This window comes from Aliiroseovarius sp. PTFE2010, from assembly GCF_049943335.1.
Classification (GTDB): domain Bacteria; phylum Pseudomonadota; class Alphaproteobacteria; order Rhodobacterales; family Rhodobacteraceae; genus JBNFVY01.
Genome location: NZ_JBNFVY010000003.1, coordinates 261,270 through 287,122 on the forward strand (window position 1 = coordinate 261,270; position 25,853 = coordinate 287,122).

General features: G+C 55.8%; 29 protein-coding genes, 1 tRNA gene and 1 pseudogene. 13 read left to right on the forward strand and 18 right to left on the reverse strand.

The window, feature by feature from the left end; all coding sequences use genetic code 11:
• Positions 1-238 precede the first annotated feature (238 nt).
• Together mobC and ACP2AV_RS07295 are read left to right on the forward strand one after the other, a co-directional pair.
• Positions 239-622 (forward strand): plasmid mobilization relaxosome protein MobC, encoded by a 384-nt coding sequence (gene mobC, locus ACP2AV_RS07290; protein WP_426372039.1) that lies wholly within the window; start codon positions 239-241, stop codon positions 620-622.
• The gene (locus tag ACP2AV_RS07295) at positions 619-2,046 is read left to right on the forward strand and encodes a relaxase/mobilization nuclease domain-containing protein (RefSeq protein ID WP_426372040.1); all 1,428 of its coding nucleotides are present in this window, start codon (positions 619-621) and stop codon (positions 2,044-2,046) included. Before mobC ends, ACP2AV_RS07295 begins: the two co-directional genes overlap by 4 nt.
• 6 nt (positions 2,047-2,052) lie before the next feature.
• Here the strand turns inward: ACP2AV_RS07295 and ACP2AV_RS07300 are convergent, their stop codons facing one another.
• Together ACP2AV_RS07300 and ACP2AV_RS07305 are read right to left on the reverse strand one after the other, a co-directional pair.
• Positions 2,053-2,337 (reverse strand): hypothetical protein, encoded by a 285-nt coding sequence (locus tag ACP2AV_RS07300; RefSeq protein ID WP_293958875.1) that lies wholly within the window; start codon positions 2,335-2,337, stop codon positions 2,053-2,055.
• On the reverse strand, positions 2,334-2,582 hold the full coding sequence (locus ACP2AV_RS07305; RefSeq protein ID WP_426372041.1) for a hypothetical protein: 249 nt from the start codon (positions 2,580-2,582) through the stop codon (positions 2,334-2,336). The genes ACP2AV_RS07300 and ACP2AV_RS07305 overlap by 4 nt, the downstream gene beginning before the upstream one ends.
• Positions 2,583-2,953: 371 nt before the next feature.
• Here ACP2AV_RS07305 and ACP2AV_RS07310 point away from each other — a divergent pair, with 371 nt between their 5' ends.
• A complete protein-coding gene (locus ACP2AV_RS07310) occupies positions 2,954-3,133 on the forward strand; it encodes a hypothetical protein (protein ID WP_008891788.1) in 180 nt (59 codons plus the stop codon).
• A 50-nt stretch (positions 3,134-3,183) separates the two neighbouring features.
• Here ACP2AV_RS07310 and ACP2AV_RS07315 read toward each other — a convergent pair whose 3' ends face one another.
• From ACP2AV_RS07315 to ACP2AV_RS07350, 8 genes are all read right to left on the reverse strand, one after another.
• Complete coding sequence (locus ACP2AV_RS07315; protein ID WP_426372042.1) at positions 3,184-4,083, reverse strand: ArdC family protein; 900 nt, start codon at positions 4,081-4,083, stop codon at positions 3,184-3,186.
• A 362-nt stretch (positions 4,084-4,445) separates the two neighbouring features.
• Positions 4,446-6,497: an ATP-binding protein gene (locus tag ACP2AV_RS07320; RefSeq protein WP_426372043.1), complete on the reverse strand. Its 2,052-nt coding sequence runs from the start codon at positions 6,495-6,497 to the stop codon at positions 4,446-4,448.
• Positions 6,484-7,758 (reverse strand): SIR2 family protein, encoded by a 1,275-nt coding sequence (locus tag ACP2AV_RS07325; RefSeq protein WP_426372044.1) that lies wholly within the window; start codon positions 7,756-7,758, stop codon positions 6,484-6,486. The genes ACP2AV_RS07320 and ACP2AV_RS07325 overlap by 14 nt, the downstream gene beginning before the upstream one ends.
• A 3-nt stretch (positions 7,759-7,761) precedes the next feature.
• A complete protein-coding gene (locus ACP2AV_RS07330) occupies positions 7,762-8,955 on the reverse strand; it encodes a GIY-YIG nuclease family protein (protein WP_426372045.1) in 1,194 nt (397 codons plus the stop codon).
• On the reverse strand, positions 8,948-11,005 hold the full coding sequence (locus tag ACP2AV_RS07335) for a pseudomurein-binding repeat-containing protein (RefSeq protein WP_426372046.1): 2,058 nt from the start codon (positions 11,003-11,005) through the stop codon (positions 8,948-8,950). The genes ACP2AV_RS07330 and ACP2AV_RS07335 overlap by 8 nt, the downstream gene beginning before the upstream one ends.
• 3 nt (positions 11,006-11,008) lie before the next feature.
• Positions 11,009-13,786, reverse strand: a complete 2,778-nt coding sequence (locus tag ACP2AV_RS07340) for a class I SAM-dependent DNA methyltransferase (protein ID WP_426372047.1) — start codon at positions 13,784-13,786, stop codon at positions 11,009-11,011.
• A complete protein-coding gene (locus tag ACP2AV_RS07345; protein WP_300424421.1) occupies positions 13,773-13,958 on the reverse strand; it encodes a plasmid-related protein in 186 nt (61 codons plus the stop codon). Before ACP2AV_RS07345 ends, ACP2AV_RS07340 begins: the two co-directional genes overlap by 14 nt.
• Before the next feature lie 556 nt (positions 13,959-14,514).
• The gene (locus ACP2AV_RS07350) at positions 14,515-15,081 is read right to left on the reverse strand and encodes a helix-turn-helix domain-containing protein (RefSeq protein WP_426372048.1); all 567 of its coding nucleotides are present in this window, start codon (positions 15,079-15,081) and stop codon (positions 14,515-14,517) included.
• A 101-nt stretch (positions 15,082-15,182) separates the two neighbouring features.
• Here ACP2AV_RS07350 and ACP2AV_RS07355 point away from each other — a divergent pair, with 101 nt between their 5' ends.
• Positions 15,183-15,629: a hypothetical protein gene (locus tag ACP2AV_RS07355; protein WP_426372049.1), complete on the forward strand. Its 447-nt coding sequence runs from the start codon at positions 15,183-15,185 to the stop codon at positions 15,627-15,629.
• Between the two features lie 2 nt (positions 15,630-15,631).
• Here the strand turns inward: ACP2AV_RS07355 and ACP2AV_RS07360 are convergent, their stop codons facing one another.
• Positions 15,632-16,129 (reverse strand): hypothetical protein, encoded by a 498-nt coding sequence (locus ACP2AV_RS07360; protein WP_426372050.1) that lies wholly within the window; start codon positions 16,127-16,129, stop codon positions 15,632-15,634.
• A 127-nt stretch (positions 16,130-16,256) separates the two neighbouring features.
• On the opposite strand from ACP2AV_RS07360, the gene ACP2AV_RS07365 reads away from it, so the two are divergent.
• The 9 genes and pseudogenes from ACP2AV_RS07365 to ACP2AV_RS07405 form a co-directional block, all read left to right on the forward strand.
• On the forward strand, positions 16,257-16,604 hold the full coding sequence (locus ACP2AV_RS07365) for a hypothetical protein (RefSeq protein ID WP_426372051.1): 348 nt from the start codon (positions 16,257-16,259) through the stop codon (positions 16,602-16,604).
• A 21-nt stretch (positions 16,605-16,625) separates the two neighbouring features.
• Complete coding sequence (locus tag ACP2AV_RS07370) at positions 16,626-16,757, forward strand: hypothetical protein (protein WP_426372052.1); 132 nt, start codon at positions 16,626-16,628, stop codon at positions 16,755-16,757.
• 25 nt (positions 16,758-16,782) lie between these two features.
• Complete coding sequence (locus ACP2AV_RS07375; RefSeq protein ID WP_426372053.1) at positions 16,783-16,953, forward strand: hypothetical protein; 171 nt, start codon at positions 16,783-16,785, stop codon at positions 16,951-16,953.
• Between the two features lie 9 nt (positions 16,954-16,962).
• Positions 16,963-17,250, forward strand: coding sequence for a hypothetical protein (locus ACP2AV_RS07380; protein ID WP_426372054.1), 288 nt, complete (start codon positions 16,963-16,965; stop codon positions 17,248-17,250).
• Positions 17,250-18,857, forward strand: a complete 1,608-nt coding sequence (locus ACP2AV_RS07385) for a type IV secretory system conjugative DNA transfer family protein (protein ID WP_426372055.1) — start codon at positions 17,250-17,252, stop codon at positions 18,855-18,857. The genes ACP2AV_RS07380 and ACP2AV_RS07385 overlap by 1 nt, the downstream gene beginning before the upstream one ends.
• A gap of 15 nt (positions 18,858-18,872) precedes the next feature.
• Positions 18,873-19,121 (forward strand): hypothetical protein, encoded by a 249-nt coding sequence (locus ACP2AV_RS07390; RefSeq protein WP_426372056.1) that lies wholly within the window; start codon positions 18,873-18,875, stop codon positions 19,119-19,121.
• Complete coding sequence (locus ACP2AV_RS07395) at positions 19,118-19,399, forward strand: hypothetical protein (protein ID WP_426372057.1); 282 nt, start codon at positions 19,118-19,120, stop codon at positions 19,397-19,399. Before ACP2AV_RS07390 ends, ACP2AV_RS07395 begins: the two co-directional genes overlap by 4 nt.
• Positions 19,400-19,632: 233 nt before the next feature.
• Entirely contained in the window at positions 19,633-19,893 is a 261-nt protein-coding gene (locus ACP2AV_RS07400; RefSeq protein ID WP_426372058.1) for a hypothetical protein, read from the forward strand.
• An 8-nt stretch (positions 19,894-19,901) separates the two neighbouring features.
• Positions 19,902-20,924, forward strand: a pseudogene (locus ACP2AV_RS07405) (recombinase family protein); the annotation flags it as partial.
• A 129-nt stretch (positions 20,925-21,053) separates the two neighbouring features.
• Here ACP2AV_RS07405 and ACP2AV_RS07410 read toward each other — a convergent pair.
• The 7 genes from ACP2AV_RS07410 to sufC form a co-directional block, all read right to left on the reverse strand.
• Entirely contained in the window at positions 21,054-21,233 is a 180-nt protein-coding gene (locus tag ACP2AV_RS07410; RefSeq protein WP_426372059.1) for a hypothetical protein, read from the reverse strand.
• A 184-nt stretch (positions 21,234-21,417) separates the two neighbouring features.
• Positions 21,418-21,494: transfer RNA gene (locus ACP2AV_RS07415), tRNA-Arg, on the reverse strand.
• Positions 21,495-21,545: 51 nt separating this feature from the next.
• The gene (locus ACP2AV_RS07420) at positions 21,546-22,025 is read right to left on the reverse strand and encodes a hypothetical protein (RefSeq protein ID WP_426372060.1); all 480 of its coding nucleotides are present in this window, start codon (positions 22,023-22,025) and stop codon (positions 21,546-21,548) included.
• Positions 22,026-22,084: 59 nt separating this feature from the next.
• Positions 22,085-23,305 carry a cysteine desulfurase gene (locus tag ACP2AV_RS07425; RefSeq protein WP_426372061.1) on the reverse strand — a complete coding sequence of 407 codons (1,221 nt, stop codon included), beginning with the start codon at positions 23,303-23,305 and terminating at the stop codon, positions 22,085-22,087.
• Positions 23,298-23,798 carry a YIP1 family protein gene (locus tag ACP2AV_RS07430; RefSeq protein WP_426372062.1) on the reverse strand — a complete coding sequence of 167 codons (501 nt, stop codon included), beginning with the start codon at positions 23,796-23,798 and terminating at the stop codon, positions 23,298-23,300. The genes ACP2AV_RS07425 and ACP2AV_RS07430 overlap by 8 nt, the downstream gene beginning before the upstream one ends.
• Positions 23,795-25,096, reverse strand: a complete 1,302-nt coding sequence (gene sufD / locus ACP2AV_RS07435) for a Fe-S cluster assembly protein SufD (RefSeq protein WP_426372063.1) — start codon at positions 25,094-25,096, stop codon at positions 23,795-23,797. The genes ACP2AV_RS07430 and sufD overlap by 4 nt, the downstream gene beginning before the upstream one ends.
• Positions 25,096-25,851 carry a Fe-S cluster assembly ATPase SufC gene (gene sufC, locus ACP2AV_RS07440; protein WP_426372064.1) on the reverse strand — a complete coding sequence of 252 codons (756 nt, stop codon included), beginning with the start codon at positions 25,849-25,851 and terminating at the stop codon, positions 25,096-25,098. The genes sufD and sufC overlap by 1 nt, the downstream gene beginning before the upstream one ends.
• Positions 25,852-25,853 lie beyond the last annotated feature (2 nt).

A 25,853-nucleotide genomic window follows, 5' to 3' on the forward strand; every position in this document is an offset into this window, starting at 1 on the left:
CTATAATGTTATTTTATCACATAACATCCAGCAAGCGGAAATCGACACCACCGGCCCCGCGGCCCGGCGTTGCAAAAGCCTGAACGCTGTCGAAGTTTGCCATACGAGAGGGAATGGCGCACCTAGGAGGAGAAAGTTCGAACACCTTGTTCGATATTCTCGCTCAATGGAATCAGGTGCTTAGCGCAATCCAAATCCCTGCAAATGCCCCCGAACGGGACATTTGCAGGGTGGCGCGATGACGACAAAGACACCTCCCTTTTCCCTCAGACTGACTTTTGAAGAACGCGCTAGGCTTGAAGAGCTGGCTGGCGACATGCCGTTTGGGGCGTATATCCGCCGCAAGGTCTTCGACGGTCAGGGGCTCAAGAAGAAACGTGCACGGGCTCGGTCTCGCCGCCCGATCAAGGATGAGCAGAAGCTGGCGCAGGTACTGGCCATGCTTGGCCAATCGAGGATCGCCAATAATCTGAACCAGCTCGCCAAGATGGCAAATCTCGGTACGCTTCCCGTTCTCCCCGATACGGAACGCGACATTCGGCGCGCATGCGCCGACGTGGCGCTGATGCGGCGGGAGCTTCTTCGCGCGCTCGGCCATCGTACCGATGTGGAGCCGTCATGATCCTGAAAGGATCACAACGAAGCGGCGCAAAGCAGCTCGGCCTGCATCTCCTCAAGACCGAAGAAAACGAGCATGTCGAGCTGCACGATATTCGCGGCTTCATGTCCGATGATGTCGTTGGCGCGCTCCGCGAGGCCGAAGCCATCGCAAAGGGCACAAAGTGCCGACAGTTCATGTTTTCGGTGTCTCTGAATCCGCCCGAGAACGAGCGTGTCCACGTTCGCACCTTCGAAAAAGCACTGGAAGCCATCGAAGAGAAAAACGGCCTGACGGGCCAGCCGCGCGTCGTCGTCTTTCACGAGAAGGAAGGACGGCGGCACTGTCATGCGGTATGGAGCCGGATCGACCCCGAGAAGATGACCGCCAAGCCGATGTCGTTCTACAAGAACAAGCTTCGGGAAGTCTCGCGCCAGCTCTATCTTGAGAACGGCTGGCAAATGCCGCGCGGCCTGATCGATCCGAAGGACCGCGACCCACGCAACTTCTCGCTTGATGAATGGCAGCAGGCCAAGCGGATCGGACGCCATGCGGGCGAACTGAAAGAACTGATACAGGAAGCCTGGGCGACTTCGGATTCAGCTCGTACCTTCGCGCACGCTCTCGAAGAGCGCGGCTTCTATTTGGCGCGCGGGGATCGGCGCGGCCATGTGGCTGTCACCTTCGAAGGTGAAGTCATTTCGATCTCACGGGCGACGGGCAAGAAAGCGAAAGAGTTGCACGCCCGTCTTGGAAAGCCCGACGCATTGAACAGCGTTGAGGAGACCCGCAAGCGCATTGCCGAAGATATTCTTCCGCGCATCAAATCGCATGTTGATGAAGCGCGCGCGTCCGCCCGTGCCGAAATCGATCAACTGAATGCGCGCCGAGTGGAGATGGCGAAGGCGCACGCTAATGAACGCGCCAAGCTGGACGCACGCCAGAAGGCGCGGTTTGAAGCTGAAGCCCGCACAAGAGCGGATCGCTTCCGCAAAGGCATGATGGGCCTGTGGGATCGTCTGACAGGCAAGCGGGCTCAGCTAGAAAAGCAGAACCAGCTTGAAGTGATGTGGGCGCTGCGCCGCGATCAGGATCAGCGGCAAATGACGATCAATGCGCAACTGCACGAGCGCGGTGATCTGCAAAAGGAAGTAAATGCTGCGCGCACCAAACATGCCCAAGCCCTGCGCGCCCTGCATCACGATGCTTCCAACTATCGCCTGATGCGTCGTGGTGAAGAGCCCAAGGCAAAGACCGTCTTCGAGCGCTTGGACACGCTGCGGGCCGAACCGAAAAAGCAGCCCGAGCGTCCACGCTTCGACAAGCTCAAAGAGCGCAAGTCCGAGTGTCAGACGCGTTCCACAACGTCGGCTCAGGACCGCTTGCGCAAACTGCGCGAGCAAAAAAGAGAAGGACCGTCCTATGACGGTCCTGATCTCGACCGATAACCATCGCTAGAACAATGAAAGCTGACGCGCGGCTTCTTCGCGCTTCTTCCATTGCGGGGTCTGCGCTTCGTGCTCAAGCCACGCGAGCACGTAGGCAACGGCACCGCCATACTCGTCTGTGACATCGCTATGCAGATAGTGAGAGCGATAGCCTGTCTCGGTGATGGGGATTATCCCATCGCCGATGACGTTGACTTCGATGTGGTCGAACGTCGACCACTGATGCCGATGATAGCTGATGCTTATCACGACACCGCGCCAGTCGATCTGACTGGTGACTGGGGCGCTCATGAGCGCCCCTCGTCGTTTGCAGGTGAAGCCTTGTCTTCCAGCGGCTCGCGCAAGACGATGCGACCGCCGACAGGCAGGGATTCGAGCTGAAGTGTGTAGCCTTTAGCGTCCTTGTGCATCCAGGCTGCGCCGACTTTATTCCAGAAGGATTTGTCGCCTTTCTGGGTAACGTGCCACGCCAGAAACTCCGGTACACGGAACTCGCGTGTGCGCTCCTGCGCGGTTTGGGTGTTGTTGCGTGCCATGATTGATCTCCTTTGTTCGGGTTGGCTTGCTAACGCCCCCCGATAAGACCGAAGGCAAAGGATCGCCGCGTCATGTCCAACACGGGTGAGGCCACCGCCGAGCTGGTGCGGGCAGGATATTGATGCGCGATCCGCATTCGGTCAGGGGAAAGGCGAATTGCTGCAAGCCATGCGCGGGCAAAGGTCCGTTCATGCTGCGCTGACTGCCGATACCGAATGCCTGTTCACGCGTTTTTCAGCGCCACCTTCCGATTGATTTCTAGTGCGTTACCCCGATCCATCAGCGCCTTCTCTTGGCCGAGGATGATGGGTGCGAGGGCCGAAAGGCCCTGAACGGTTCGGGGCCTCCTGACAATCAGCAGGAGGTGACGATGAGACTCATCACACGCTTCGATGCAGCATCGCGCAGCACAGCCGAGCTGCATGCTCTTTTACGCGAGGCTTTCAACGCCTTTGCTTCCGCTCCTCGCGGATCGATTGAACGCAGCAATGCGCTGGCATCGCTGCACAATATTGAGGCCGAACTGGCGGTCCGCCCGCCAGGTCTTTAAGGCCATCAACGCGGCTGGCCCGAAGGCCAGCCGCGAATTTTTCCCGATGGTCACGCGACGTTGCTCACTTGTTCGATGACAGGCTGAAGCCCGTGCAGGAAATCGGCGGCACGCTGCGCATGGGCGGCGGCGCTGAAGATCGCGCGCTTGTCGTTTTGCAAAACCTTGAGCCAGCTCTGTATGTAGGCCGCATGATCGGCGCGCGGTTCGGGCGCGAGTTCAAGGTCAGCGCATAGAAATGCTGCACCAAGCTCGGCAACAAGCTCTTCGCGCGCATAGCTTTCATCGCCCCAACGCTTGCGCCCGAATTCACGGTCAAGGCGCTTGGGGTGCTTGGTCCAGTGGGTCAGCTCGTGCGCCAAGGTCGCATAGTAGCTTTGCGGGCTTCTGAAGGTCTCGAAGTACGGCATTTGCACATGGTCACTGCCGCCGCTGTAGTGGGCCGAGTTGCCACCGTGGCGAATGTCCGCGCCCGTGCTTGTAAAGAATTCCTCCGCATGCTGGATACGCCGCGCGGGATCGATGATCACTTTCGGCTTGGTGTAGTAGTGCTCGGGCAAGCCTTCGATCTGGTCGACATTGAAGACGTTGTATCCCTTCATGAAGGGGGTTTTACGCTCCTCCTCGCTGCCGTCGTCCTGCTCTTCGGTTTTGGTGATCGTGTTCGCATAGACAACGAGATTGCCCCGCTCGCCTTTCTTTACGTGAGCGCCAAGCTCTTTCGCCTGTTTGAAGGTCATCCAGTACGGTGAGAAATAGCCCGCCTCGATGCTGGCTCCCCAAAGCATCAGTATGTTGATGCCGCTATAGGGCACGCCGTTATGGCGTAGCGGCTTGGTGATCTTGCCTTCCATGTTGCCCGCGCTCCATGGCTTCAGCCATGTCAGCTCGCCTTGCTCAAGGTCGGCAATGATCTTGTTGGTAACCCTTTCATAAATGTCGGTTTTCATCTTTGTCCCCTTTCTTGGGTAGTCGGTTGCGCATGCAACCGGACTAGGCCCGCGCCAATGAGCGGGGGGACGGCCGTCCAGACCGAAAGCCATGGAAGAGGTGCGGGCGCAGGCGCAGCCGAGCCACGGGCCATGGCTTTCGCCCGAAGCCATAGCGAAGGGCTTGGTCTTGACGGAGGACGGGGCCGCAGGCCCTCGAAACCAAAAGGAAGAGGTCAGCCCGCGAGGGCTGTCAGATGTTGCGCAAGGGATCGAAGCCGAATGGCCGAGACAGTCGGCTGGCTCGGTTCACGAGAGCCCGATCCGTTAGGATGCGTATTGGAAAAAATTGAGCGACCTGTATCCCAACGGCTTTGAAAGACCTACGCCGTCCAACTGACTTCTGGATCGGTCGGCACATACCAGATGTCCCTGACCTGCGTGTCGTTGCTGTAAGGTGTCGGATCTGCATCGCGCACACGGAACGTAGTAGGAATATTGACTGAGTTGCCAAAAATGAGTGCATGCTGCTTTGGTAAGGAAGGTAGTCGCCTCAGTACTGTCTCCGAAATGAAAGGGGTCATTTGCCTGATCTGGGAGAGATCGTCAGGGTTCTGAATGCGGTGGATAATAAAATTGTTGCACTGGGAGAGAACCGTTTTCGAAAGCTCGCTTGGTCTCTGAGAGGCCACGATCAAGAAAGCACCGTATTTTCTGCCCTCTTTGGCAATCCTTTGGAACGTAATGCCCGCATCAATAGCGAAGCGACTTGGTTTCTCCGAAATATATCGGTGCGCTTCTTCCAATATCAGATGAACAGGCATGGCGTTACGGGGATCAGCACGGCGCATACGATCAAAAATCAGACGGGCAACAACGGCTGAGGCAAGCTCGACAATTTCGTCCGATGCGTCGTTGAGATCGATGATGCAAATCTGACGTTCCTTCTTATAGCGCCCATCATCGACTTCGATCCCTAGCAGACGATTCACATAGTGGGTGGGCTCACGGTCATGATCTTGCAACGCGCCCACGTCAGCTCGTAGAAACTCATAGTCGGGGTTATCGATCACAGATTTCAGCCGTGTAACCAACTGCGAGCAATATTCGCGAATTTGCTTGTTTCCATTCGCTTCCTCATAGAACAGCGCAAGGTCGAGCGCGGCTTGAAGCCGCTCGAAGGAAAACGGCGTATTCCCGTAACCTGGAAGCACGGGTTCATCTTGTTCATGCCCTTTGAGAAGTTCTAGGAGCGCATCATAGTTGGCTGTCGTTTCCTGATGCTGCCCATCGCGAAATTGCCCGTAGTAGACAGTCAGACCTAACGAGACTGTTTCTTTCGAAATCTCATCTGTCGAGAACGTATTCAGCAGCGCTTGGATGCGGTCTGCTTTACTCGGAGAGCTGGAGTCGCTGTGCAAGATAGACAGAATGATCTTTGCTAAGACGTGATTCCGAATTGCATTGAGATCATTCCCGGCTCCCGCACCATCAACCACTTCCTGTTCAGGCGTCTCCTGAAAAAGGGTCGTCAAACCGAGTGCTGTCCGCAAAGCGGGCAGTTGCGACTTTTCACTCGCGCGCAAAAGCAAAGCCCATTCATCGACGCTCATGAACCAGTGCGGCAACTTGAATCTGTCTTTGATCTCCGCCTCCTGCCTCTTCTCAGAAGGGTCAAGGATCGGCATGTCCGGCTCAGTCGCCTTGAGATAACATGACTTGATCCAGGCAGGGACGTTATCAAGCGCTCGACGATATTCCCCATTCACGTCAAAAATCACGAACGCCGCGCCCAGCGGTGCAAACGCTTCGGGCTTCATGAAAACAGACTGAAAGATAGACGCAACGGTACAGGACTTTCCGCTTCCCGTGTTGCCAAGCACCGCTACATGACCGCCGAACAGCTCATCAAGGCGTGATTTGACAGGATAGCCCTTGAAGACAGCCGACGTGCCAATTTCAATATTATGCGGAACATTGCCTTGTTGCTCGACGCCCGCTGCGTCCGTTTTCGTCTCGGTTTCAGATGGGAGTTCGACGTTGAATATACGGTCGAGGTCTTCGTCCCGCGCGTAAAGGGCATCCGCATAAAGCGGAGGAAATGTGGAAACGCCGAAGCGAAAACTCCCTCCCTGTATCGGCATCGAGCCTATCGGAATCACGTCAAGGAATTTGGCGGAAGAAGCCTTGTCCAATTCAGTCTGAGATGCGTGGGGCTGTGCACTATCCTTTTCGCGAAGGCCGACGACCTCCAAAACCACATATTCAGCTTGCATCGGAACCGTGAGATATGAGCCGAGGGTTGCCACGTAGTGGATATCGTCAAAGCCTACGATAGTGAAGTTGTCACTACCGCCGTGCAGCTCGACAACCAAACGGTCAGCAGAGACGCTGACGATCTTCCCGATGGCGCGACTTGCATCATCCCTGGCCATCTTCAGTATCCTGCGGCTTGGCAAGAAGCGTTTGCAACGCCTTCTCTATCGTCTGGTCGATCTTCTGATCGGCGCTGGTGGGCATGAGATGATTAACAACGCCATCGAAGTAATGCGCCTTTGTTCCTGCTTCTTTTCCGTCGCCCCAAATGAACCAGATGCGCGGGTCGCCGAGCGCTGCAAGTTCACGTGTGATGTCATTCGTCTCGGGGTCCATAAGGGCGATGACTCTGAAACCAGGTAAGGTAAGGCCTTGGAAGATGATGTTGTTAACGTGCTCATCTCCAAAGCTGTAGCCCAAGATCATCAAGACGCTCTGGTCTTGCACGACCTGTCGTTGGAATTCGCGAAACATATCCGCGTACGGTGAGCCGAAGCTTGCCGTTTGTTTCGATGGCGTGGGATAGATCATGACTCGATCCTTGGAAGGATCGAGTGGCGCATGCGACTCGCGGATGGGAAAGAGCCCAGTATCCTCTTCAGTCCAGTTGACGGAGCCATGCAGCTTGCAGAAGTGCACGAAACCATCAACGGCAGCCCAGCGGCGGGAGGTGATGTCCAACTGTTCCGCTAGCGCCAGCCGGTAGGTGGCAGGGTTGAAACGACGTTCGACCGTTCCCGAAAATCCGTTCGAGTAAGGGATGCCTGAACGGTCCATCGCACGTTCATTGAATAGATCGTAGTTGGTAGTGAAGACCCAAGGAGGCGCGAGGCCCCGCGCGCGAGTCGTCAAAGACTGGTAGAACCTACGATAGAGCGCGACGACGCTATCGTTACCGTTGGAGAAAGGCCCTGTAGTGCATTTGTGAAGAACGAACTTCTTGATGCCGACAATGATACTTTCCACTAGAGCAGCGACGGTATTCAGCTCATCCTTATCACTTGTCTGGCAGAACTGATGGGCATTCATCAAGACAGCCATCATTTGCTCCAAATTGCCCTTCACGTCGTCAGAGGAAAGGTCGATTCCGAGCTTTTCGTAGAGTTCTGCCTTTTGCGCCGCGTTGACGAAAGCCTGCCCTGCTTCATCGTCAGCGGCGAGTAGCGCTTGAAATTCTTCTGCCAGGAATTTCATCGTAGGAATCCCCAGATCGTCGTCCTCATGTCGCAAAGACGAACAACCTGACCCCATCAGGAAGGAGAGATTCTTGGAACCGAAGACTTCCGCCATTTGCCGCTGGATGATTTCAGCTTTGTCTTCCCAAGAACTCTCGTCCTTGAGTTTTTCGAATTCATTGCGGCTTCCCTTGCGAAACTTCATCTTTCACCCCGCTCTCTTTACTAGGGTTGCGGAGTTGGGATCGTATTTGAAGGTGGTAATGGACCCGTCCTTGATCTTTTCGACGGCTTCGTCGATGGCTGCCAATGGGACAAGAAACCACTCGCGAGGGACAACAGGATTGCCAAAGCGATCCTTGATCTCGATGTCGAGACGGGCCGGATCGAAGATGCGGTGAATCAGGTTTTCGAGCTTCGTTCGGTTGATATTGTAGAGTTCATAGGTCGCAACGACCTCGACATCAGCGAGCAAGAACGTGGCGTCAATCTTTGCATTGGCGATGCGCCGCTCGACCTTTCCACTTGTTACGCCGATCTTGTGAAGCACGTTGCGATGCTCCTTCACTATCGGAAGATCAGACTTGCTGCGGAGTACATAGATCGTGCCGCTAGCCTCATCCCCATCAGCCGTATGGTCGGCGAAGAGCGGTCCTGCGGATGAGTCTGTAATCCGACGGCCTGCATCATCTTTGTGAAGCGCCCTCTGTAGCGAGCGCATCAGCATATTGCTCTCGGTTCCGTTGTCGAAGATCACGCGCAAACGCGCATCCGTCATGCCTTGCGCCGTCAGGAACGCTTCGTCCATTTCGGCAACATAGGCCTTTTGTCCTCCTACAATGAAGAAACGTCCTGGCGCGATCTCGGCCTTGCGCTCAAAGGGCCGTGTTGTTCGCATGCCTGTATCAAGTTCGTTCTGAACCTGCTCGAACAACGGTTTGAACCTCTCGAAGTCTTCACACTTCTGGCGATTGGCAATCTCTTCCGCCGCCTTCTTTTCGGCGCTGGACCTCACATGACGCAGTTCGGTGATGTCCGAAGTTTCAGCCTCGACGCCGAGTTCGGCCAGAAGCGCTTCGTCATCTATATCGTCGTCGATAGAAGCGACGACTGGACCGCTAGCGTCCAGCAATCCGTGTGCGTCAATCGGTTCGAGAAGCTGCCTGAACTCGCCAAGCTCTTTCAACCGATCAAGACGAACCGCGCAAAGCCGTTCGAAGATGTCCTTGTCTTCACCGTGCTGCGGTGGATGACCGTGCTCTTCGACGAAGCGTTGGATTTCTTCAAACCCCGCGATGACACGTTCTTCCTGCGGCGTTCTCGCAGTAACCTTCTTGGCCTCGACCTCGACCCCGAGTTCGGCAAGCAGCGCATCGTCTTCTTCAGTGAACTGCTTAGCCATCAGCAGCCTCGGATTTCATGCGAGCCAAATAGGCTACACCTTCGGCCATGCGCTTCTCCCACGCATCTGGCGAGGTGATTGACGGCAGCCTGCCGCGCTCCTGTTTGAATTTTAGCGCTCGCTTGGCCAGATCACGCGCCTCTTCAGGCGTAAGTTGGACCTTCTTCGCGGAGATGATGGCCGCGACCTGTTTGAGGCTTTCCTCGCTCATCGTCTTGGCCAGGATCGCGTAGGCTTCACTGAACGGATTGATGCGGTCGATCAGGTCGATGTCGAGTTCACGAACATCCATCGCGAACTTCCGCACACCGTCGATCAGAGCCGTGTTGGCTTTATCCTCGCCGTCGTCATCCTTGAGCGCCGCCTCTTTGGCCTTCTGGGTCAAGTTGAGAGCGGCGATGGCGTGCTGGCGGACGGCTTCCTGATCTTCGTCATCCAGCTCGGGGTATTTGTCCTTGATGATCTTGCCCATTCGGACTTGCGTCAGCTCTTCGGGCACAAGCTCTTCGTCGAACATACCGCGCTCCACAGTCGGCTTGTCCTGCACGAAGGCGGCAATCACTTCATTCAGGTCCTCCTGACAGATGCGCTCGGCCTCTTCGCTCTTCGGCTCAGTCAGACCTTTGATCTCGATCTGGAACTGGCCGCTCTCTTCGTTGAAGCCGACATTGCATTCGCCTTCCTTGTAGCCACCTTCGCCATAGTCGAAGCCCTCGACAGGACCGCTGTCAGGGCGCTTCGGGGTGAAGTTGAAGCGAGGCGCGAGAACCTGCTCCATTAGCAGGCTTGCCGCGATGGCCTTGAGCGTATCGTTTACAGCTTCGGTAACGGCATCTTCCGATGCGTCGGGTTCGGCAATCAGGTTTGTGAAGCGGGCGCGGCTCTTTCCTGGCGCGTCGCGTGTTGCGCGTCCGATGATCTGAACGATCTCGGTTAGGCTGGCGCGATACCCGACCGTCAGCGCGTGTTCGCACCAGACCCAATCAAAGCCCTCTTTGGCCATGCCAAGGGCGATGATGATATCAACGTGGTCGCGGTTGTTCTTCTGGGCGGGGTCTTTAAGCGCCGCCGAAACCTTGTCCCTCTTGGCGGCTTCGTCATCGACCAGATCGGCAATGCGCAGGATGCGCCCGTCCGATGTCTTGACCAACTGGAAGCCCGTCGCGGGGTCCGTGCCTTGCCAGTCGCCTAACTCATCGATGATGTGCTCGACTTCCCTGTGTTTGTCCTTCGTGCTTTCGCGCGAATTGACACTCGGGATGTGGATGATGGTCTTCTCGTGCGGGTCGAGAACCTTGACAATGTCATCCGCATACGCGCCCGAATAGAAGAAATAGCCGATGTCGAGCTGCTTCAGATATTTGTAGCCGTTGAGCTGCTCATAGTAAGTGTATGTGACTGTGCCTTCCCTGAATTTTGCTTCGTCGTCCGGCATAAGGACGGGTTCCGCATCGCCTCGAAAGTATGATCCCGTCATGGCTACGATGTGAACTTTGTCCCTCCCGATCAACTCCCCGAGCTGTGCGCCAAGCTTGTTTTCGGGGTTGGCGGAAACGTGGTGGAACTCGTCCACGGCGACGAGGCAATCGTCGAACGCCTCGATGCCGAACTTTTCGACGGCGTTTCGGAACGTCGCATGGGGACAGACGAGCACTTGATCCTCGCCCTTGAGGAATGAACCAACCGAGTCAGCCTTGCTGCCGTCTGATCCTGGCGCGTTGCAAAGGTTCCATTTCGGCTCGACATGCCAGTCGGCCCAAAAACCAAACTTGGATAGCGGCTCGTCGGCAAAGCTCGACCCGATGGATTTCTCGGGAACGGTGATGATGGCCTTGCGCAGTCCTTGATTATGCAACTTGTCCAGCGCCACGAACATCAGCGCACGACTCTTGCCTGATGCAGGCGGTGACTTGATCAGCAGATACTGCTCGCCGCGCTTCTCGTAGGCGCGCTCCTGCATCGGTCGCATACCCAGCTCGTTCGATTTGGTCGAATTGCCATTCTGGGCGTAGGTAACGGATACGGAGGGGGCGGTTTCCTTGCTGCTCATCGGTTATGCTTTCATTCGTGTATTCGTTTTCTTCAAATCATTCGCAGCCGTCATCTTGGTGTAGAGTTCGAACAGCTTCTCCAATCGCTCCGTGTCGTTCTTGAAGCGGCGACCGATATAGATTCGCTCAAGCACTTCGTCATTGCGTTCGTGCGCCGCGCGAAGATCAGATGGCATCTTTTCAGGATCGTAGAGGTCGGCGATTGTCGCAGGGAAGTGCGCTTCACGGGCTAATAGAATGTCCTCCGCGCTGCGGGTCAGGTCTTCTTTGTTCTTCAAAGTCAGTGTCGGGACAGGAAAAGTGTTCCAACCTAAGGTGTTTGCATACGAGAGGCGCATCTCCAAACGGGCCGATATTGCGCCCATCCAAACCCAATGTAATCTCGATGAAATAAGAGAAAAGTTCCAAAGAGGCGAGTCACAAATTGTAAAGTTTCTATCGCCAACAATAGTGTTAGAATCAAAGTATCCTGCAGTAAGGTACTCTCTGCTTTCAGACGTGACTCGCGGAACAACTATTGAGTCTTGTTCGCAAATGCCTTGTATCTGCCGGAATTTGTGGGGGTAGATTGCATAATCACGTGTGGTAGATGCCGAGCTCTTCAGCCGCATCTCCCGAACTTTATCGATTCTGCTTGCGATCGCAGGAATGGAGTTAGCAAACTCCACTTCCTGATCCTCTATCCAGATGCAATACCGTGATAGCCCACTTATGAGTTCCTGGGCACCGATGAACTTCTTGATAAAACATGATGCATCGGGATGATTTTCTTCGAGAGACTCTTTTTCAGTTTCGCTCAACAAAAGATTGCCGCCGTCAGTTGGCATATTTCCACGGATCATGAAGCCTCGCTCGTCGGCAGCCTTTGAGACTGCAGAAACAATAACTCTTTTTCCTGCAATCAAATAGGCGTTTATATTATCAACAATGCGCACCTCAGTTTGACCAGTATTGCTCTCGTAGAATAGTTTCTTCTGGGAGGTATTCTTTTGTGCAACCCCCACAATGATGACAGTTACACCTGCATTATGGCTCGCTAGATTAGCCCATTTGAATGAAGTGTGGGCAAAGTCTATGTCCATGCCAGATTGGTATATCATTGGCCAAAGAATCGGAACTTGCTCGCCTTGGCAGATGGAGTTCGTGCTCACAAAGGCAAATGAACCAGGAGTGTGTCGCAGAAAGTCCGTCGCCAATTTGAACCAACAAGCAACAACATCAAGAGATCGCCAAGTGCGAGTACTGGATTCGAACACATGACTGACGTCACTTTTTTGCTCAGCCGTTTGCTTCGAGCTTCCTGCGTAAGGTGGATTGCCGCAGAGATAGGTTTCTCCACCTTCATTCTCGAAGTCGATTTCAGCTTGATCAAGCGGCGTACTGAACAAGTCATCCCCCTGCATCTTCACCCCCGTTCCGGTAGGCGGGCAGATGCTCAGCCAGTCGATCCGCAGGGCGTTCCCACACGTAATCCAGTTCATGGCGTCGAGCGGGAGGAAGTCACGAAGTGCTTCGCGCTGGCCTCGATAGAGAACATCGCACTGATACTCAGCAATGATGAGTGCCAGCCGCGCGATTTCGGCAGGGAAATCGCGTAGCTCAATCCCTCGGAAATTTGTCAGCGGGATTTCGGAACGTTGATCCAACTCATTGCGTCGTTCGTTGATCTCGGCCTCTATGGCGCGCATCTCCTTGTACGCAATGACGAGAAAGTTGCCTGATCCGCAAGCGGGATCGAAGACCCTGATCTTGGCCATGCGGTTGCGAAGATTGAGAAGCTTGCGGGCATTGTCACCCGCCTCTTCAAGCTTCTCACGAAGGTCATCGAGAAAGAGTGGGTTGAGTACCTTTAGGATGTTCGGAACGCTGGTGTAGTGCATACCAAGCGCCCCGCGTTCCTCATCATCGGCGACGGCCTGGATCATTGATCCGAAGATGTCAGGATTGATCTTTTTCCAGTCGAGATTGCCGATATGCAGAAGGTAAGACCGTGCGATCTTGCTGAAGCGAGGTACGTCAACGCTTTCGGAGAAAAGCCCGCCGTTCACGTAGGGGAAGCTGTTGGCCCAGCGGGCGATACCTTCCTTCTCGCGGTCTGCAAATTTTGTGTTCATGGATCGGAACAGCTCGCTGATAATCTCATGCGTGTTCGAGCTGTCTTTCTCGCTCATCCGTTCGATGGTGGCCGTGAACTGATCAGCCTCCGTGAAGATGTCTGTGTCCTCCGCGAAGAAGCAGAAGATCAGCCGCGCCATGAAGTGGTTCATGTCGTGTCGGCGATCCGCTGTGCCCCAGTCAGGGTTGTCCTTCAGAAGCTCGACATAGAGACGGTTGAGACGGCCCGTCGCCTTGATGTCGAAGGCGCTCTCGCGGATTTGCTTGACGGTGCTGATGCCCGCGAGCGGAAGGAAAAATCCGAAATGGTCGGGAAAGTCTGGGTAATCGCAGACGATGACCTCGCCGCTGTTCAGGTCTTCCGCTTGAAAGTTCTTCCCATCGGTGGCGAGGATGAATTTTGCGCGGGCCTTCGTCGTGGCGGGGCTACTCTTCAGGGCCGCAAGGGCATCTGCAACCGTGCCATCTTCAGCGACCTTGAGGTGGATGTTGTTGGTCTGAAGAACGCCGCCAACATCCGACTTGTTGGACGTGCCGGAACGTAGGCGTTTGATCGTCGTAGCCTTGTTGCCGAACGCCTCCAAGAACGCGAAGGGGAACTCCTCGGCGTCGAACGGCTGCTCGGCAAGCTTGGATATGGCCTCTTCGATCTCAACGGCGTTCAAGGTTTCGTCCTTTGTTTTTATCGTTGGCTATGGTCTGCTCGTTGCGCTCGATATACTCACGCATGAACTCTCGGATCACTTGGGATGCGGGCCTGTCCTGCTCGCGGCAAAGTTCGAGGAACTTCTCGCGGAGCTGACGCTCGACCCTGATGCGCAGTCCTGAGTCTTTCATGTGATGAGTGTAGCCGTTGGATACACAATGTGCCAACGGTATTTCGAGGATTCCTCCACAGACCACACCCGCATCCAAGGGCGTCTCCTTGGTCGTAGTCCAGCGGCGAAATGCTGGCGCATATCCAACCTGCGCAAGGCTGGCCCATGTATCCAAAGAGCACGGGTAGGCTCTTGGTCGTAGGTATCGGGTCGCGACAGACCTGATCGGCATCCAAACCGCGCAGGGTTGGTCTCCATGAAATGGTCATGGGGGTATCGGTGGGAGCAGGAACGCTCCCCTGATTGGCAGGTGTCGGGGGCCATTACCCTGACGAGTGGATTTCAAAGGAGGCGCGATAGCCCCTTTGATCGATGGGTGCAGGGAGAGCGAAGTCTCCCGCGAGTGATGGAACGGCGAAACGTTCTGATGGCTCTGGATGGGTTCAATGCCCTGGAAGAGCCAAGGCCGGAGGGATGCAACGGGAGCGCGCAGCGGGCTCCCTTGCCAAGATTGCGGTGTAGTACACCGCACATCTTGCGGGTCGGACTTATGGCGGTATCAGCTTAAAGTATTGCTAGCGAACGATTTTTAATGGGTATTCAACTTCGCTCAGTTTTTCGTGCTTGCCTTCGGATAGATGGATCAAAACAACCCTTCGGCACTGCGATGCCAACGACGCCATTTTGGGATCGATTTCCATACCTACCGGACGTCTCCGACCGTCTGATGCGAGAAACACCAATGCTTGTTCCTCCACGAAATACTCTGATCGCTTGATATCGACCCGAAGCCGTCGATCATGAAATAGCACCGCCTTGTCATGTCCTTCAGCGAACGCAAGTTCAAACTCCATGCTGCGATTCCCGTCGAGCCCAAAGAAGTCGCACATATTGTCGTAGATCAACGGATGCGGCTGCTGGTTCAACAGCCCGCTGATCGTTTCGTCAGTGATATTCAATGCGACTGCGAGCGCGTCTACTGTCTTGGGGTGAGGCTTAGCGATACGGCCATTCTCAAGCTCTGATATCCGGGTCTTATAGCTCTCTTCGCCGAAGGCCATTACAGCGAGTGCTTGCTGTGTCAGACCTTCAATGCCTCGTCTGGTTTTGACCAGATTCCCGAAAATTTGCCCAAAGCTCATCACTCAGATTCCGTAACTTTCCGGAACTCCGCTTCCGGCCTCGTCTCCTAGCTTCGCGGACATCGCCAAGGTGCACAAGCGCCAAGGGCAACCGCTAAGTTATGGAGGTCAACATGCATCTCTGTGCGAACTGCTTCGTGCTTGGATTCTGCCGTAAGGAAGTAACCACCCTCATTTCTGATAAGAGGATGGAGAATCCGGATTTTCTGGTCGATCTGCGAGCCTTCACGGCAAGCCTGAATATCAGCCCCGATCACTGGCTCGACTACTTGATCGATCTCTACCGCGACTATCGGGGCCGGATCACAGAAAAAGGGCATGAGGTGTACCTCGACACCGAAGCGTTTGACTTGGACAGCATTCGTGAATGGATGCGCGACTATGTTTGTTCGCCTGTTCCTACCGGGGTTCGTCCGCGCCTGCGCGAAGAGTCACGCGAGCGCATCCGCGTTCTGGCGACCATACTGTCCACACGCTTTCCGTTCGAAGCCAGCATGTGGGGTATCCGTGCCGCAAACGACAACCGTCCACCCGTCATCCGAAAATGACGCTAAAACGGAACATCAACGGCATCGATCCTAGTGGTTGTCCCATCCTCTTTAACCAGCGCCGCTGTCGTCAGCTTATTGGTTTCAGCCTCCATTCGCGCCGCGTATTGCTCAGATACCGTCACGCCGTTAACGCGCTTTAAGCCCTGTCGCCATTCCTGTGCTTCCACGCGGCGATGCCATGCATAAGCTTGATCGAAGGGGAGGTCACAAAAGTTGTGCATGAATAGAGCGCACAAATTTGCATTATGAGCCGGGTCGGCGTCAGGCCAGTCCTTTAGCGTTGGCGAGAACTTTTCCTTGTCCGCCGCCTTCTGTCGTTCTTCGGCTTCATCGCTGCAAGAAATGTAGCCAACCATGCGCATGTAACGGCAGTAGGCACTATTGAGCCTCGGACACAGCTCGGGGATCAGTCCTAAAACTTCGATCTCAGCCTTGCTGATGCTTTCGAAATCGAGCGGGCTCCGCTCGTCTTCGCTTTCTAAAAAATTCACATCCATGCCGTGCCTCCGGTGGTCATGATCGCCGTTCTCACCGCCGGTTGGCAAGCCTGACGGCGATAGTTGCAACTCTGCTGTTCAAAAGATTCTGGGCGTAATCCCCCCAGCTCGGGATCGTGAGTTTGGCATGGTTCAGTCGTCGGCATTCAAGCTCGACGGCAATACCAAAGGTCTACGCATGTCACTCATCAGAAAACACCAAGATGCGGGCCGGTCGATTTTCATGTCGTCCATACGAGGCCTCGCGAACACGCTGGCGATTGTCGTCACCTTTTTCGGCGCACCGCCGCTTTACAGCAAATCGGTTGGCTGGATTCAGGCCTTCGCCGTCAGCCATTACGGCTACGGTGTCGAAGACGCTACGGCCATTGTCTGGGGCCTCGTCTGCGCCGCTCTGGTCTTCTTCATTTCACGCGCTTCAATCTCAACCGCGCTGGTCATGGGCGGCCTTGCCGTTGCGACCCGCTTTCTCTGAACAACAAAAGGACACCCGATCATGGATCAAAAAAACGAACGCCCCAAAGGTCGCCTCACATTCGAGAACCTCAAGATCGTCCTCATTTGCAGCCTTGGGGCGATGATCTGGGGAAAGATTTTCGTCGGATTGGCGCAGGTATATTTCGGATAAACCAGCAACCAATAGGAGCAGTAGAATGGATGAATTTCTAGGTGTGCTTTATCGCGGATATCTAGTTCTGAAAGATGAATTCGAGGAGCTACGCAGTGAAGCTGAAAGGCGGCTTCATCCCCTTCTGGAAGTCATCGGGGGGATCATAATGGCTGTGCCATTCATCTGGGTCGCCATGTGGCTATTCGGTTCATAGGAGCGGCCAGTGCAGTCACTTCAAATAGATTTCGTCGAGCCAGAAATGCAGCCGATCTTTGAGCGGTTCAAACAGCACTTTGCGCCTGGATCGCCCAAATCCGACATCGCATCGGACGTGAAGGTGTGTGTCTGGATATGGATGATCAACGCCTTTCATCCGACCGTTAAGCCACGCCAGATACGGGCGCATTTCATCAAGAGTTTTCACCCCGATGGACATGAGCACGTTCTCACCGTGCCTGAGAAAACCGCGATCATGGCGCAGCATGATCGTATCTTCAAAGGAGCCCGCTGATGTTCAGCAATGAAGAGAACCGCTACGGCTCAGCAGCCTGGTCCGATCAACGAAACCTGGCTCGCGCCGGATTGCTTAGCGAGAACGGCCTTCAGGTCGGCTACTCCGGCAATAAGCCAATCTGCCTTGAGACCGATGCGCCGATCATCACGATTGCTGGCGCGGGTTCGGGCAAGATGCGCGATCTTCTCGCATTGGCAATCGCCCGCAACGCGGGCAATCGCAACTTCATCCTCGATCCGCGCGGTGAAATTGCCTCGGTAACGATGGTCAATTTCGTCATGGCGCGGAGCTTTCTGTACTGCTGGAATCCGACCGGTATGCGCGGCCTACCGCAGCACCGGATAAACCCGCTCGATATCCTCAAGCTCGACGATCCCCATTTTCATGCGGACTGTAAATTTATTGCCGAGAGCCTGATCCCGGCCTCCGGCTCATCAAGCGGTCGCTACTTCGAGCTTCGTGCCCGCGAGTGGGTCGAGAATCTTCTCAAGATGCTGGTCGAGCGCGACGGCGGCGTCACGTTTCCTGCCTTGTACCGCGTGATCAACTGGATTGAATCAGATTCGTCTCGATGGGCGGACTGTCTTGAATTTATGCTGCGCTCGTCAATGGACAGTGTCCGCCGCACCGCAAGTGAAATGCTGACCAAGCAGCAAGAGAGCGAGAAGGAGTTCGGCAGCATCATCGGCGAGCTTTATGCGTATCTGAACTTCCTCGACGATCCGATGCTGCAATCCTCCCTTGAGCGGGCGGATGCCAGCCTTGCCGATACGTGCAATCCGCACCAAGCCTCAAGCTGGATGATCAATGTACCGATTGAGTATGTGCAACTCTGGTCGCCGATTCTGCGGACCATGTTCACGGTTCAGATGCTTTATAAATCTCGCGCGCCTTCCGCGCCGCCGATCAACATGATCGTCGATGAAGCCGGACAGCTCGGGAACTTCGAAGCTTTGCTGCGCGCATTTACGTTTGGTCGCGGGGCGGGCGTGCGCACCTGGGCGCTGTTTCAGGACGTTGGCCAGATTGTGCGCAACTTCGGCGCACCGGCCCTGCAAGGCTTTATGGGTTCCGCAGCATTACGTCAGTTCTTTGGCGTGCGCGATTACCAAACCGCGCAAATGGTATCCTCGATGCTTGGCACTGAAACCCTCGAATACGATGACGGTCTGCGGCAAGCAGATGCGCGTCGTCAGAAACGCCAAGCGGCAATGAGCATCATGAACGGCGGCGATCCATTTTCTGCCTATGCCGATATGAAGTACCACGCCTTCGCTGAGGATCACCGGACCAAGCAAGCCCGTGCACTGATGATGCCTGAAGAAGTGCTGGCGATGCCTGAGGATCGGCAAATCCTGTTCGTATCGGGCAAAGACCTCAAGCCCATCTATGCTGAAAAGCATCCCTACTACACGCACAGTGATTTTGCGGGTCGGTTCTTAGCCAATCCATTCCACCCGCCGCACGATTCCGTCTCTATCCCCTCAAGATGGGGGCAGCGCCATGCGAGGATCATCACGGAAAAAGTGCCGTCGCAGTTTGCGCATTACCCCCAATACGCCACCGGCACTTGGTCCTATGTCGAGGGCTATCGCCCGACCTAATCGGAGAAGAAATCCATGACTGACCGTAATGAGAAAAACCGTCCCAGCTATACCGCCTTCCATGTGAAGGACGGAGCGGATGATAAATCCTACTTCAACCGCGTCGGCGCAGCTTTTCCGCATAAGGACGGTGAAGGCCACACAATTGAATTGGACGCTGTGCCGGTCGATGGCCGTATCGTCTTGCGGACGCCGAAGGAACGTTTGGACGATGCCAAGAGCGAGAAGCCGCGCAGGCGCGAAAGAGACGAGCGAGATCGGTGAGCAATGCCAATCGGGAAGATAACGTTAATCCCGCAATCGCCACTAAAGCGGAATTGTTGCAAAGGCTCCGTGAGCGGACCAAGCCTTCAGCTCAGGCGCATCTATCGCCGAGCGGCATCAACGTGCAATCGGTTCGGAAAAATTCAGACGAGGAAATAGACCGCCGCATCGCTCTGTTGCGGACCTCGCTCAGCTCTGCGCATGACGCCGTTGAGGTGCAGCATAGCTTTGCGCGATTGAATGGTTTTGCTGTGGCGCGGTTTTCAAAAGAACGCTGAATAAATCACTGGCAGGGTCAATAACCGACCATACAAATAGCTCGGAAAGCCGCTGTGAGTTTGCGTTTCAGAGTTTTTCTAAGGTATAATTTAAGTATATAGATATGCAGCATTGCTGTAGCGAATTATCGCCTTAATCACCCGGCTTGGGTGACGCAGTGCTTTATTATCCAAACATGACATCAACATGATCAGCATGCTCGGCATTGCTGAAGAGGGAGGAGTTTGCCCTCATGAAAGAGATACTAAAAAAGCACCGCGCATCCGTAAAGGCGCTAGGTTACACCGAAGATCAAGCCGACGATCTTATCCACAGACTATCGGCCATCATGTCAGCATTCATCGATGCCGCGTGGGGAGTCCATCCTGCGCAGTTGAGCATGCATGAGCGCGACAAGAAAAGCCTTTCTGAGCCAAGCCAATGTGCTAGAATCAGAACGAAACCAAAACATATTGATACGAAAGGCCCTGCGGCCTCGCCTGCGGAGGAATGATGGATTCGATGAAGCCAACGAAAGGAAACAGCAAAGCCGTTATCTACTGCCGTGTCTCCGACACTAAACAGACGACGCGCGGCACTGGCTTGCAATCTCAGGAAACCCGTTGCCGGGAGTTTGCTTCTTTTCGTGGATATGAAGTCGTGCAGGTTTTTACCGACGACGCTTCTGGCGGGCTGATCAACCGGCCTGGCATGCAGAGCATGCTCAGCTTTTTGCGGAAACACCGCAAAAAGCCTCATGTAGTAATCATTGACGATATCAGCCGCCTTGCGCGCGGCGTGCAGGCGCACCTTGAGTTACGCGCAGCTCTTAGTAAGGCTGGCGGAATTCTGGAATCACCCTCTCTTGAATTTGGCGAGGATAGCGACAGTCTGCTTATCGAAAACCTTCTGGCCAGTGTCTCGCAGCACCAGCGGCAGAAAAACGGTGAGCAAACGCTCAACCGTATGCGCTCTCGGGCGCTGAATGGTTACTGGGTCTTCCAAGCGCCGGTTGGCTATCGCTATGAGCGAATTAGCGGCCAAGGCAAGGTTCTGCATCCTCACGAGCCGCTTGCATCAATCTTGAAAGAAGCGCTGGAAGGCTATGCCTGCGAGCGTTTTTCGACACAGGCTGAAGTGAAGCGCTTTCTCGAAACGCAGCCAGTTTTCCCGAAGACACCGCGCGGTGAAGTTACGAACCAGCGCGTGAACGATTTTCTGACGCAGCCTCTTTACGCGGGTTACCTCGAATTGCCGAAATGGGATGTCTCCTTCCGCCCTGCGAAGCATGAAGGGCTGATCAGTCTCGAAACTTATCGGACGATCCAAAACCGTTTGAACGGCATCGCGCGGGTTCCTGCACGCAAAGACATCAGCGAGGATTTCCCGTTGCGGGGATTCGTCCTGTGCGATTGTTGCGGCAATCCGCTTACCGCGAACTGGTCAAAAGGTAAGGCCGCACATTATCCCTACTATCTGTGCCGTCAGAAGGACTGTGAAGCAAAAGGCAAGTCTATCCGCCGAGAGCTGGTAGAGCAAGAGTTCGAAGCGCTCTTGAAAGCATTGCGTCCGACCGAAGAACTCTTCGAGTTTGCCTCTTCACTGTTCAAAGACCTATGGGAGCAACGCGCGAACGCCATGAAAGATCACGGCAAGTCGATGAAGGCTGAGCTTTCACAGATCGAACGCAAGATTGCGCAGCTTATGGATCGTCTCGTCGAAACGGACAGCGAATCCGTCGTTCGCGCTTACGAGAAGCGCATTGGCGACCTCGAAACGGATCGCATGGTCATCCGTGAGCGGATCGAAAAATGCGGTACACCCTTGGCCACCTACGAGGATACGTTCGAACACTCGATGACGTTTCTCGCAAACCCTTGGAAACTTTGGGAAAATGGCAGCATCGAGCACCGTCAAACGGTGCTGAAACTCGCATTTGCGGACCAGTTAGCGTACTGCCGGGAATCCGGTTTTCGAACACCAGAAATATCCTTACCGTTCAAGGCGTTAGGGGATATTTGCAGTGGAAATTTGGAAATGGCGCACCCGATAGGATTCGAACCTATGACCTCTGCCTTCGGAGGGCAGCGCTCTATCCAGCTGAGCTACGGGTGCGTGCGCCTCTATTAGGACAAGCGGCGGGCACGCGCAATGGGTTTGCTGCGCCTAAGGGGCACCGCGTTTGTGATCGACGCGCGCCTGCCAATTGCAGGCCCCGCCCATCCCCATCATCGATGCGATCGCAGGTGGCAAAACCACCTTGGCATCGACGTCCTGCGCCATCGTATCTGCGCTGGTCACGCGCAGCACGATTTCCATTTCGGTGCTGATCGGCCCCATGGGTGTCGCTTGTGCGTCGATGTGACTGGCGTGCCAGAGATCCTCGTCCAGCCGCGTCCAGGTGAAATCCCCCACGCCAGCGGCGGACAGGGCGGCCGGATCAAAGGGATCAGGAAATGTCAGAGCGTGCGTGTACGAACGATCGGCTGCAGGCGCGGAAATCATCTGATCGATGACATCTTTCGGGCACCCGGACGATCCGACATAGATCCACGTGCCCGACCAAGTGCCGTCGTTGGGTTGGATGTCGGCAGAAACCGGCGCGCTCAAGACCGCAAACGCGCCCGCGAAAATTGCAATTCTCATATCTGCCCCTCGTGACTGAACGCGGTCAGACTGGCATGGATGCCCGGCGATGAAAAGGCTCAGGCGAACAACTCATGGCACAGCTCCAATGCCGAGATCAGCGTGTCCACTTCTTGCTGCGTATTGTACATGCCGAAGGACGCGCGGCAGGTCGCCCCCACCCCCAGATGCTCCATCAACGGCATGGCGCAATGGGTGCCGGCCCGCACCGCAACCCCGCGCTTGTCCAGAACCGTGGACAGATCATGCGCATGGGCGGCCCCATCCAGCGTAAAGGAAAATATCGCGGCTTTTTCGGGCGCGCTGCCCTGCACATTGACCCAGTTCAACCCGCGCAATCGTTCCGAGGCATAGGCGGCAATCCCCGCCTCATGTGCTGAGATCTTGTCCATCCCGATGCCCATCAGGTAATCCAGCGCAACGCCCATGCCGATGGTCTGAACGATGCCGGGCGTTCCGGCTTCGAATTTCATTGGCGGATCATTGTAGATCACGGTATCGCGCGACACGTCCCGGATCATGTCGCCGCCCCCCATAAAGGGGCGCATCTGCGCCTGACGATCGGCGCGCACATAGATCGCGCCGGACCCCGACGGGCCATAGAGCTTATGCCCTGTGATCGCGTAAAAATCGCAACCGATATCCTGCACGTCGACGGGCATGTGAACCGCACCCTGACTGCCATCGACCAGAACGGGAACGCCCTTGGCGCGCGCGCCGGTGCAGATGGATTTCACATCAACCACCGTCCCCAGCACGTTCGACACATGAGTGATGGCCACCAGCTTGGTTTTCGGGCCGACTGCGTCGATCACCGCCTGCGGGTCCAGACTGCCGTCGGCGGCGCAGTCCACCCACTTGATCACCACGCCTTGGCGTTCACGCAGAAAATGCCACGGAACGATATTGGCGTGATGTTCCATGATCGACAGAACGATCTCGTCGCCTGCCTCGAAACGCGGCATCGCCCAGCTGAAGGCGACCATGTTGATCCCCTCGGTCGCCCCGGAATTGAAAATGATTTCGTCTTCCGACTTTGCATTGAGGAAACGCGCCACCTTGCCCCGCACCGCTTCGTACTGATCGGTGGCGATGTTGGACAAATGATGCAACCCGCGATGCACGTTCGAATATTCATGGGTATAGGCATGGGTGATCGCGTCGATCACAACCTTTGGTTTCTGGGCAGAGGCGCCATTGTCCAAATAGACCAGCGGCTTGCCGTTCACCTGGCGCGACAGGATCGGAAAATCTGCCCGGATGGCAGCGACATCATACATGAGCAGTCCCCTTGCCTGGAAATTGCGTTTCGATCAGGCCGGCAAGCCAAAAGATGCCAAAGACGCCAAGTGCCGCGATGCCGGTAATGGTGCTGGCCGGTGACGGCCCGACAAACCCGACCGACATCCCATTCAGCAACCACAGCGGCGAGGCGGCAAGCAGCGCCCAGAAGAGCGCCATTCGCGCCCCGAAATAGCTGCCTTTCGCGCCGAAAAATCCAACGATCAATCGCGACAGTGCCGCCAACCCGTACAGCAGCACTGGCAACACCATGAACAGCGCCACCCCTGCCCCGGCCAGACGTCCGCCCAGTGGTACTTCGGGGTCCAGATACGCGGCGCGGGCGTGCACGGGCCACTGCGAGACAAAGATCATCAGGCACCCCAGCATGACGGTGACGATGGCCATCACCTCGTCCGCGCCGGCCAACCGGCGGCGCAAGCCCTGACGTGGTGCACGCCAGGTCTTGGCAATGTCAGTGACGATACTCATCCGCGCCCGTGACGCTCCAACCACTGCGTCAAACGCGACAGAATATCCTCAGCGATCATCTCATCCTCGATTTCGTCGATCGCTTCGGCAAGGAACGCCAGTACCAGAAGGTTCTGCGCATTGGACTCTGGCACACCGCGCGAACGCAGGTAAAACAGGGCCTCTTCGTCGATCGCGCCGCTTGTCGAGCCATGCGAGCAAGCGACATCGTCGGCGTAGATTTCCAACTCTGGCTTGGCGTAGAATTGCGCGTCCTCGTCCAAAAGCAGCGATTGGCTGATCTGGTACCCATCGGTCTTCTGCGCGCCTTGCTTCACCAGGATCTTGCCCTGGAACACACCGGTGGCGCCGTTGCGCAGCACCTTTTTGAACACCTGACGACTTTCGCAATTCACCGCGTCATGCGTGATGAACACCGTGTCGTCATGATGAAAATCACCGTCTCCCATCGCAGCGCCGGCCACGTGGGCCACCGCGTCGTCGCCGGTCAGTTCGATCACCACCTCGTTGCGGGTCAGCACGCCATTGGCCGTCAGGGTAAAGCTCTTGAACGTGCTTTGTGTGCCAAGCCGCGTGAACAGATGCGTCGAGGCGCGCCGTTCGTGATCGCGGCCCTGTGTGCGCACGTGATGAAAGGCGGCACCATCAGCAACGTCAACCTCCATCACCTTTGAGAACCGGGCCGCGGCCGGACCGTTTTCCAGAACCGTCAGTTCAGCGCCCTTTTCGACCCGGATGACGTGGTGAAGCGTCGCGTCCGACCTGTCCGACTGATGCAGATAAATCAAGTTCACCGGTTTGGCGGCCTTGCCGGTTGCGCGGATCACGATACCGTCTGTTGCCAAAGCGGTGTTGAGCGCGGCCAAGGGGCGTTCGACCGGATCGTGTCCAGCCGTTTCGAGCACGCCATAGACATCACCCGCCCAATGGATATCGGCCTGCATAGCGGGCTGCAAACGCTCGATCTCGATCCCGGCCAGGGCCAGATCGTCCGATGCATCAGCGTCAAAAACCCCATCAACGAACACAATTTTCAACCGGTCGATCGCATCGAAAACGGGTGCTTCTTGCGGGTCAAACACGGGCGCTTCGGGCGCCTGCGGCGCCGTCAGATCGTCGGGGCGGGTGTATTTCCAGTATTCATCCCGCCGCCCCGGCAAGCCCATATCGCGAACCCGCGTTTCGGCCGCCTTGCGGGCCTCTTGTGCCCATGAAGCGCCCCCTTGGGGGATCGCGGACAAGCGCGCATCCGCCGCGTCCCGTTTCGCCTGGATCAGTGCAAGGTTTCGTTTGGCCATCACGCCGTCTCCGCCAGAATGTCGGCATAACCGTTGTGTTCAACCTCCAGCGCCAGTTCAGGCCCACCCGTTTTGACGATGCGACCATCGGCCATGATGTGCACGACATCGGGTTTGATGTGATCGAGCAGACGCTGGTAGTGGGTGATCACCAGGAATGCACGGCCCTCGTCGCGTAGGGCGTTCACCCCGTCTGCGACCAGTTTCATGGCATCGACATCCAGCCCCGAGTCGGTTTCATCCAGGATACACATCCGCGGCTCAAGCATTGCCATCTGAAGGATTTCGTTGCGCTTTTTCTCACCACCCGAGAATCCGACGTTCACCGGACGCTTGAGCATGTCAGCGTCGATTTTCAGATCCTTGGCCTTCGCGCGCACCAGTTTCAGGAAATCACCCGCCGACAGCTCGTCCTGCCCACGCGCCTTGCGCTGCGCGTTCAGGGCTGTGCGAAGAAAGGTCATGTTCCCCACACCCGGGATCTCGACCGGGTATTGAAACGCCAGGAACAGCCCGGCAGCGGCGCGGTCCTCGGGCTCCATGTCCAACAGATCCTCGCCGTCCAGATGGGCGCTGCCTTCGGTCACTTCATAGCCATCGCGCCCCGACAGGACATAAGACAGCGTCGATTTTCCCGATCCGTTCGGCCCCATGATCGCATGAACCTTGCCAGCCTCGACCGTCAAGTCCACACCTTTCAGGATCTGCTTGTCCTCTTCTTCAAGTTTTACGTGGAGGTTATTGATATTCAGCATTT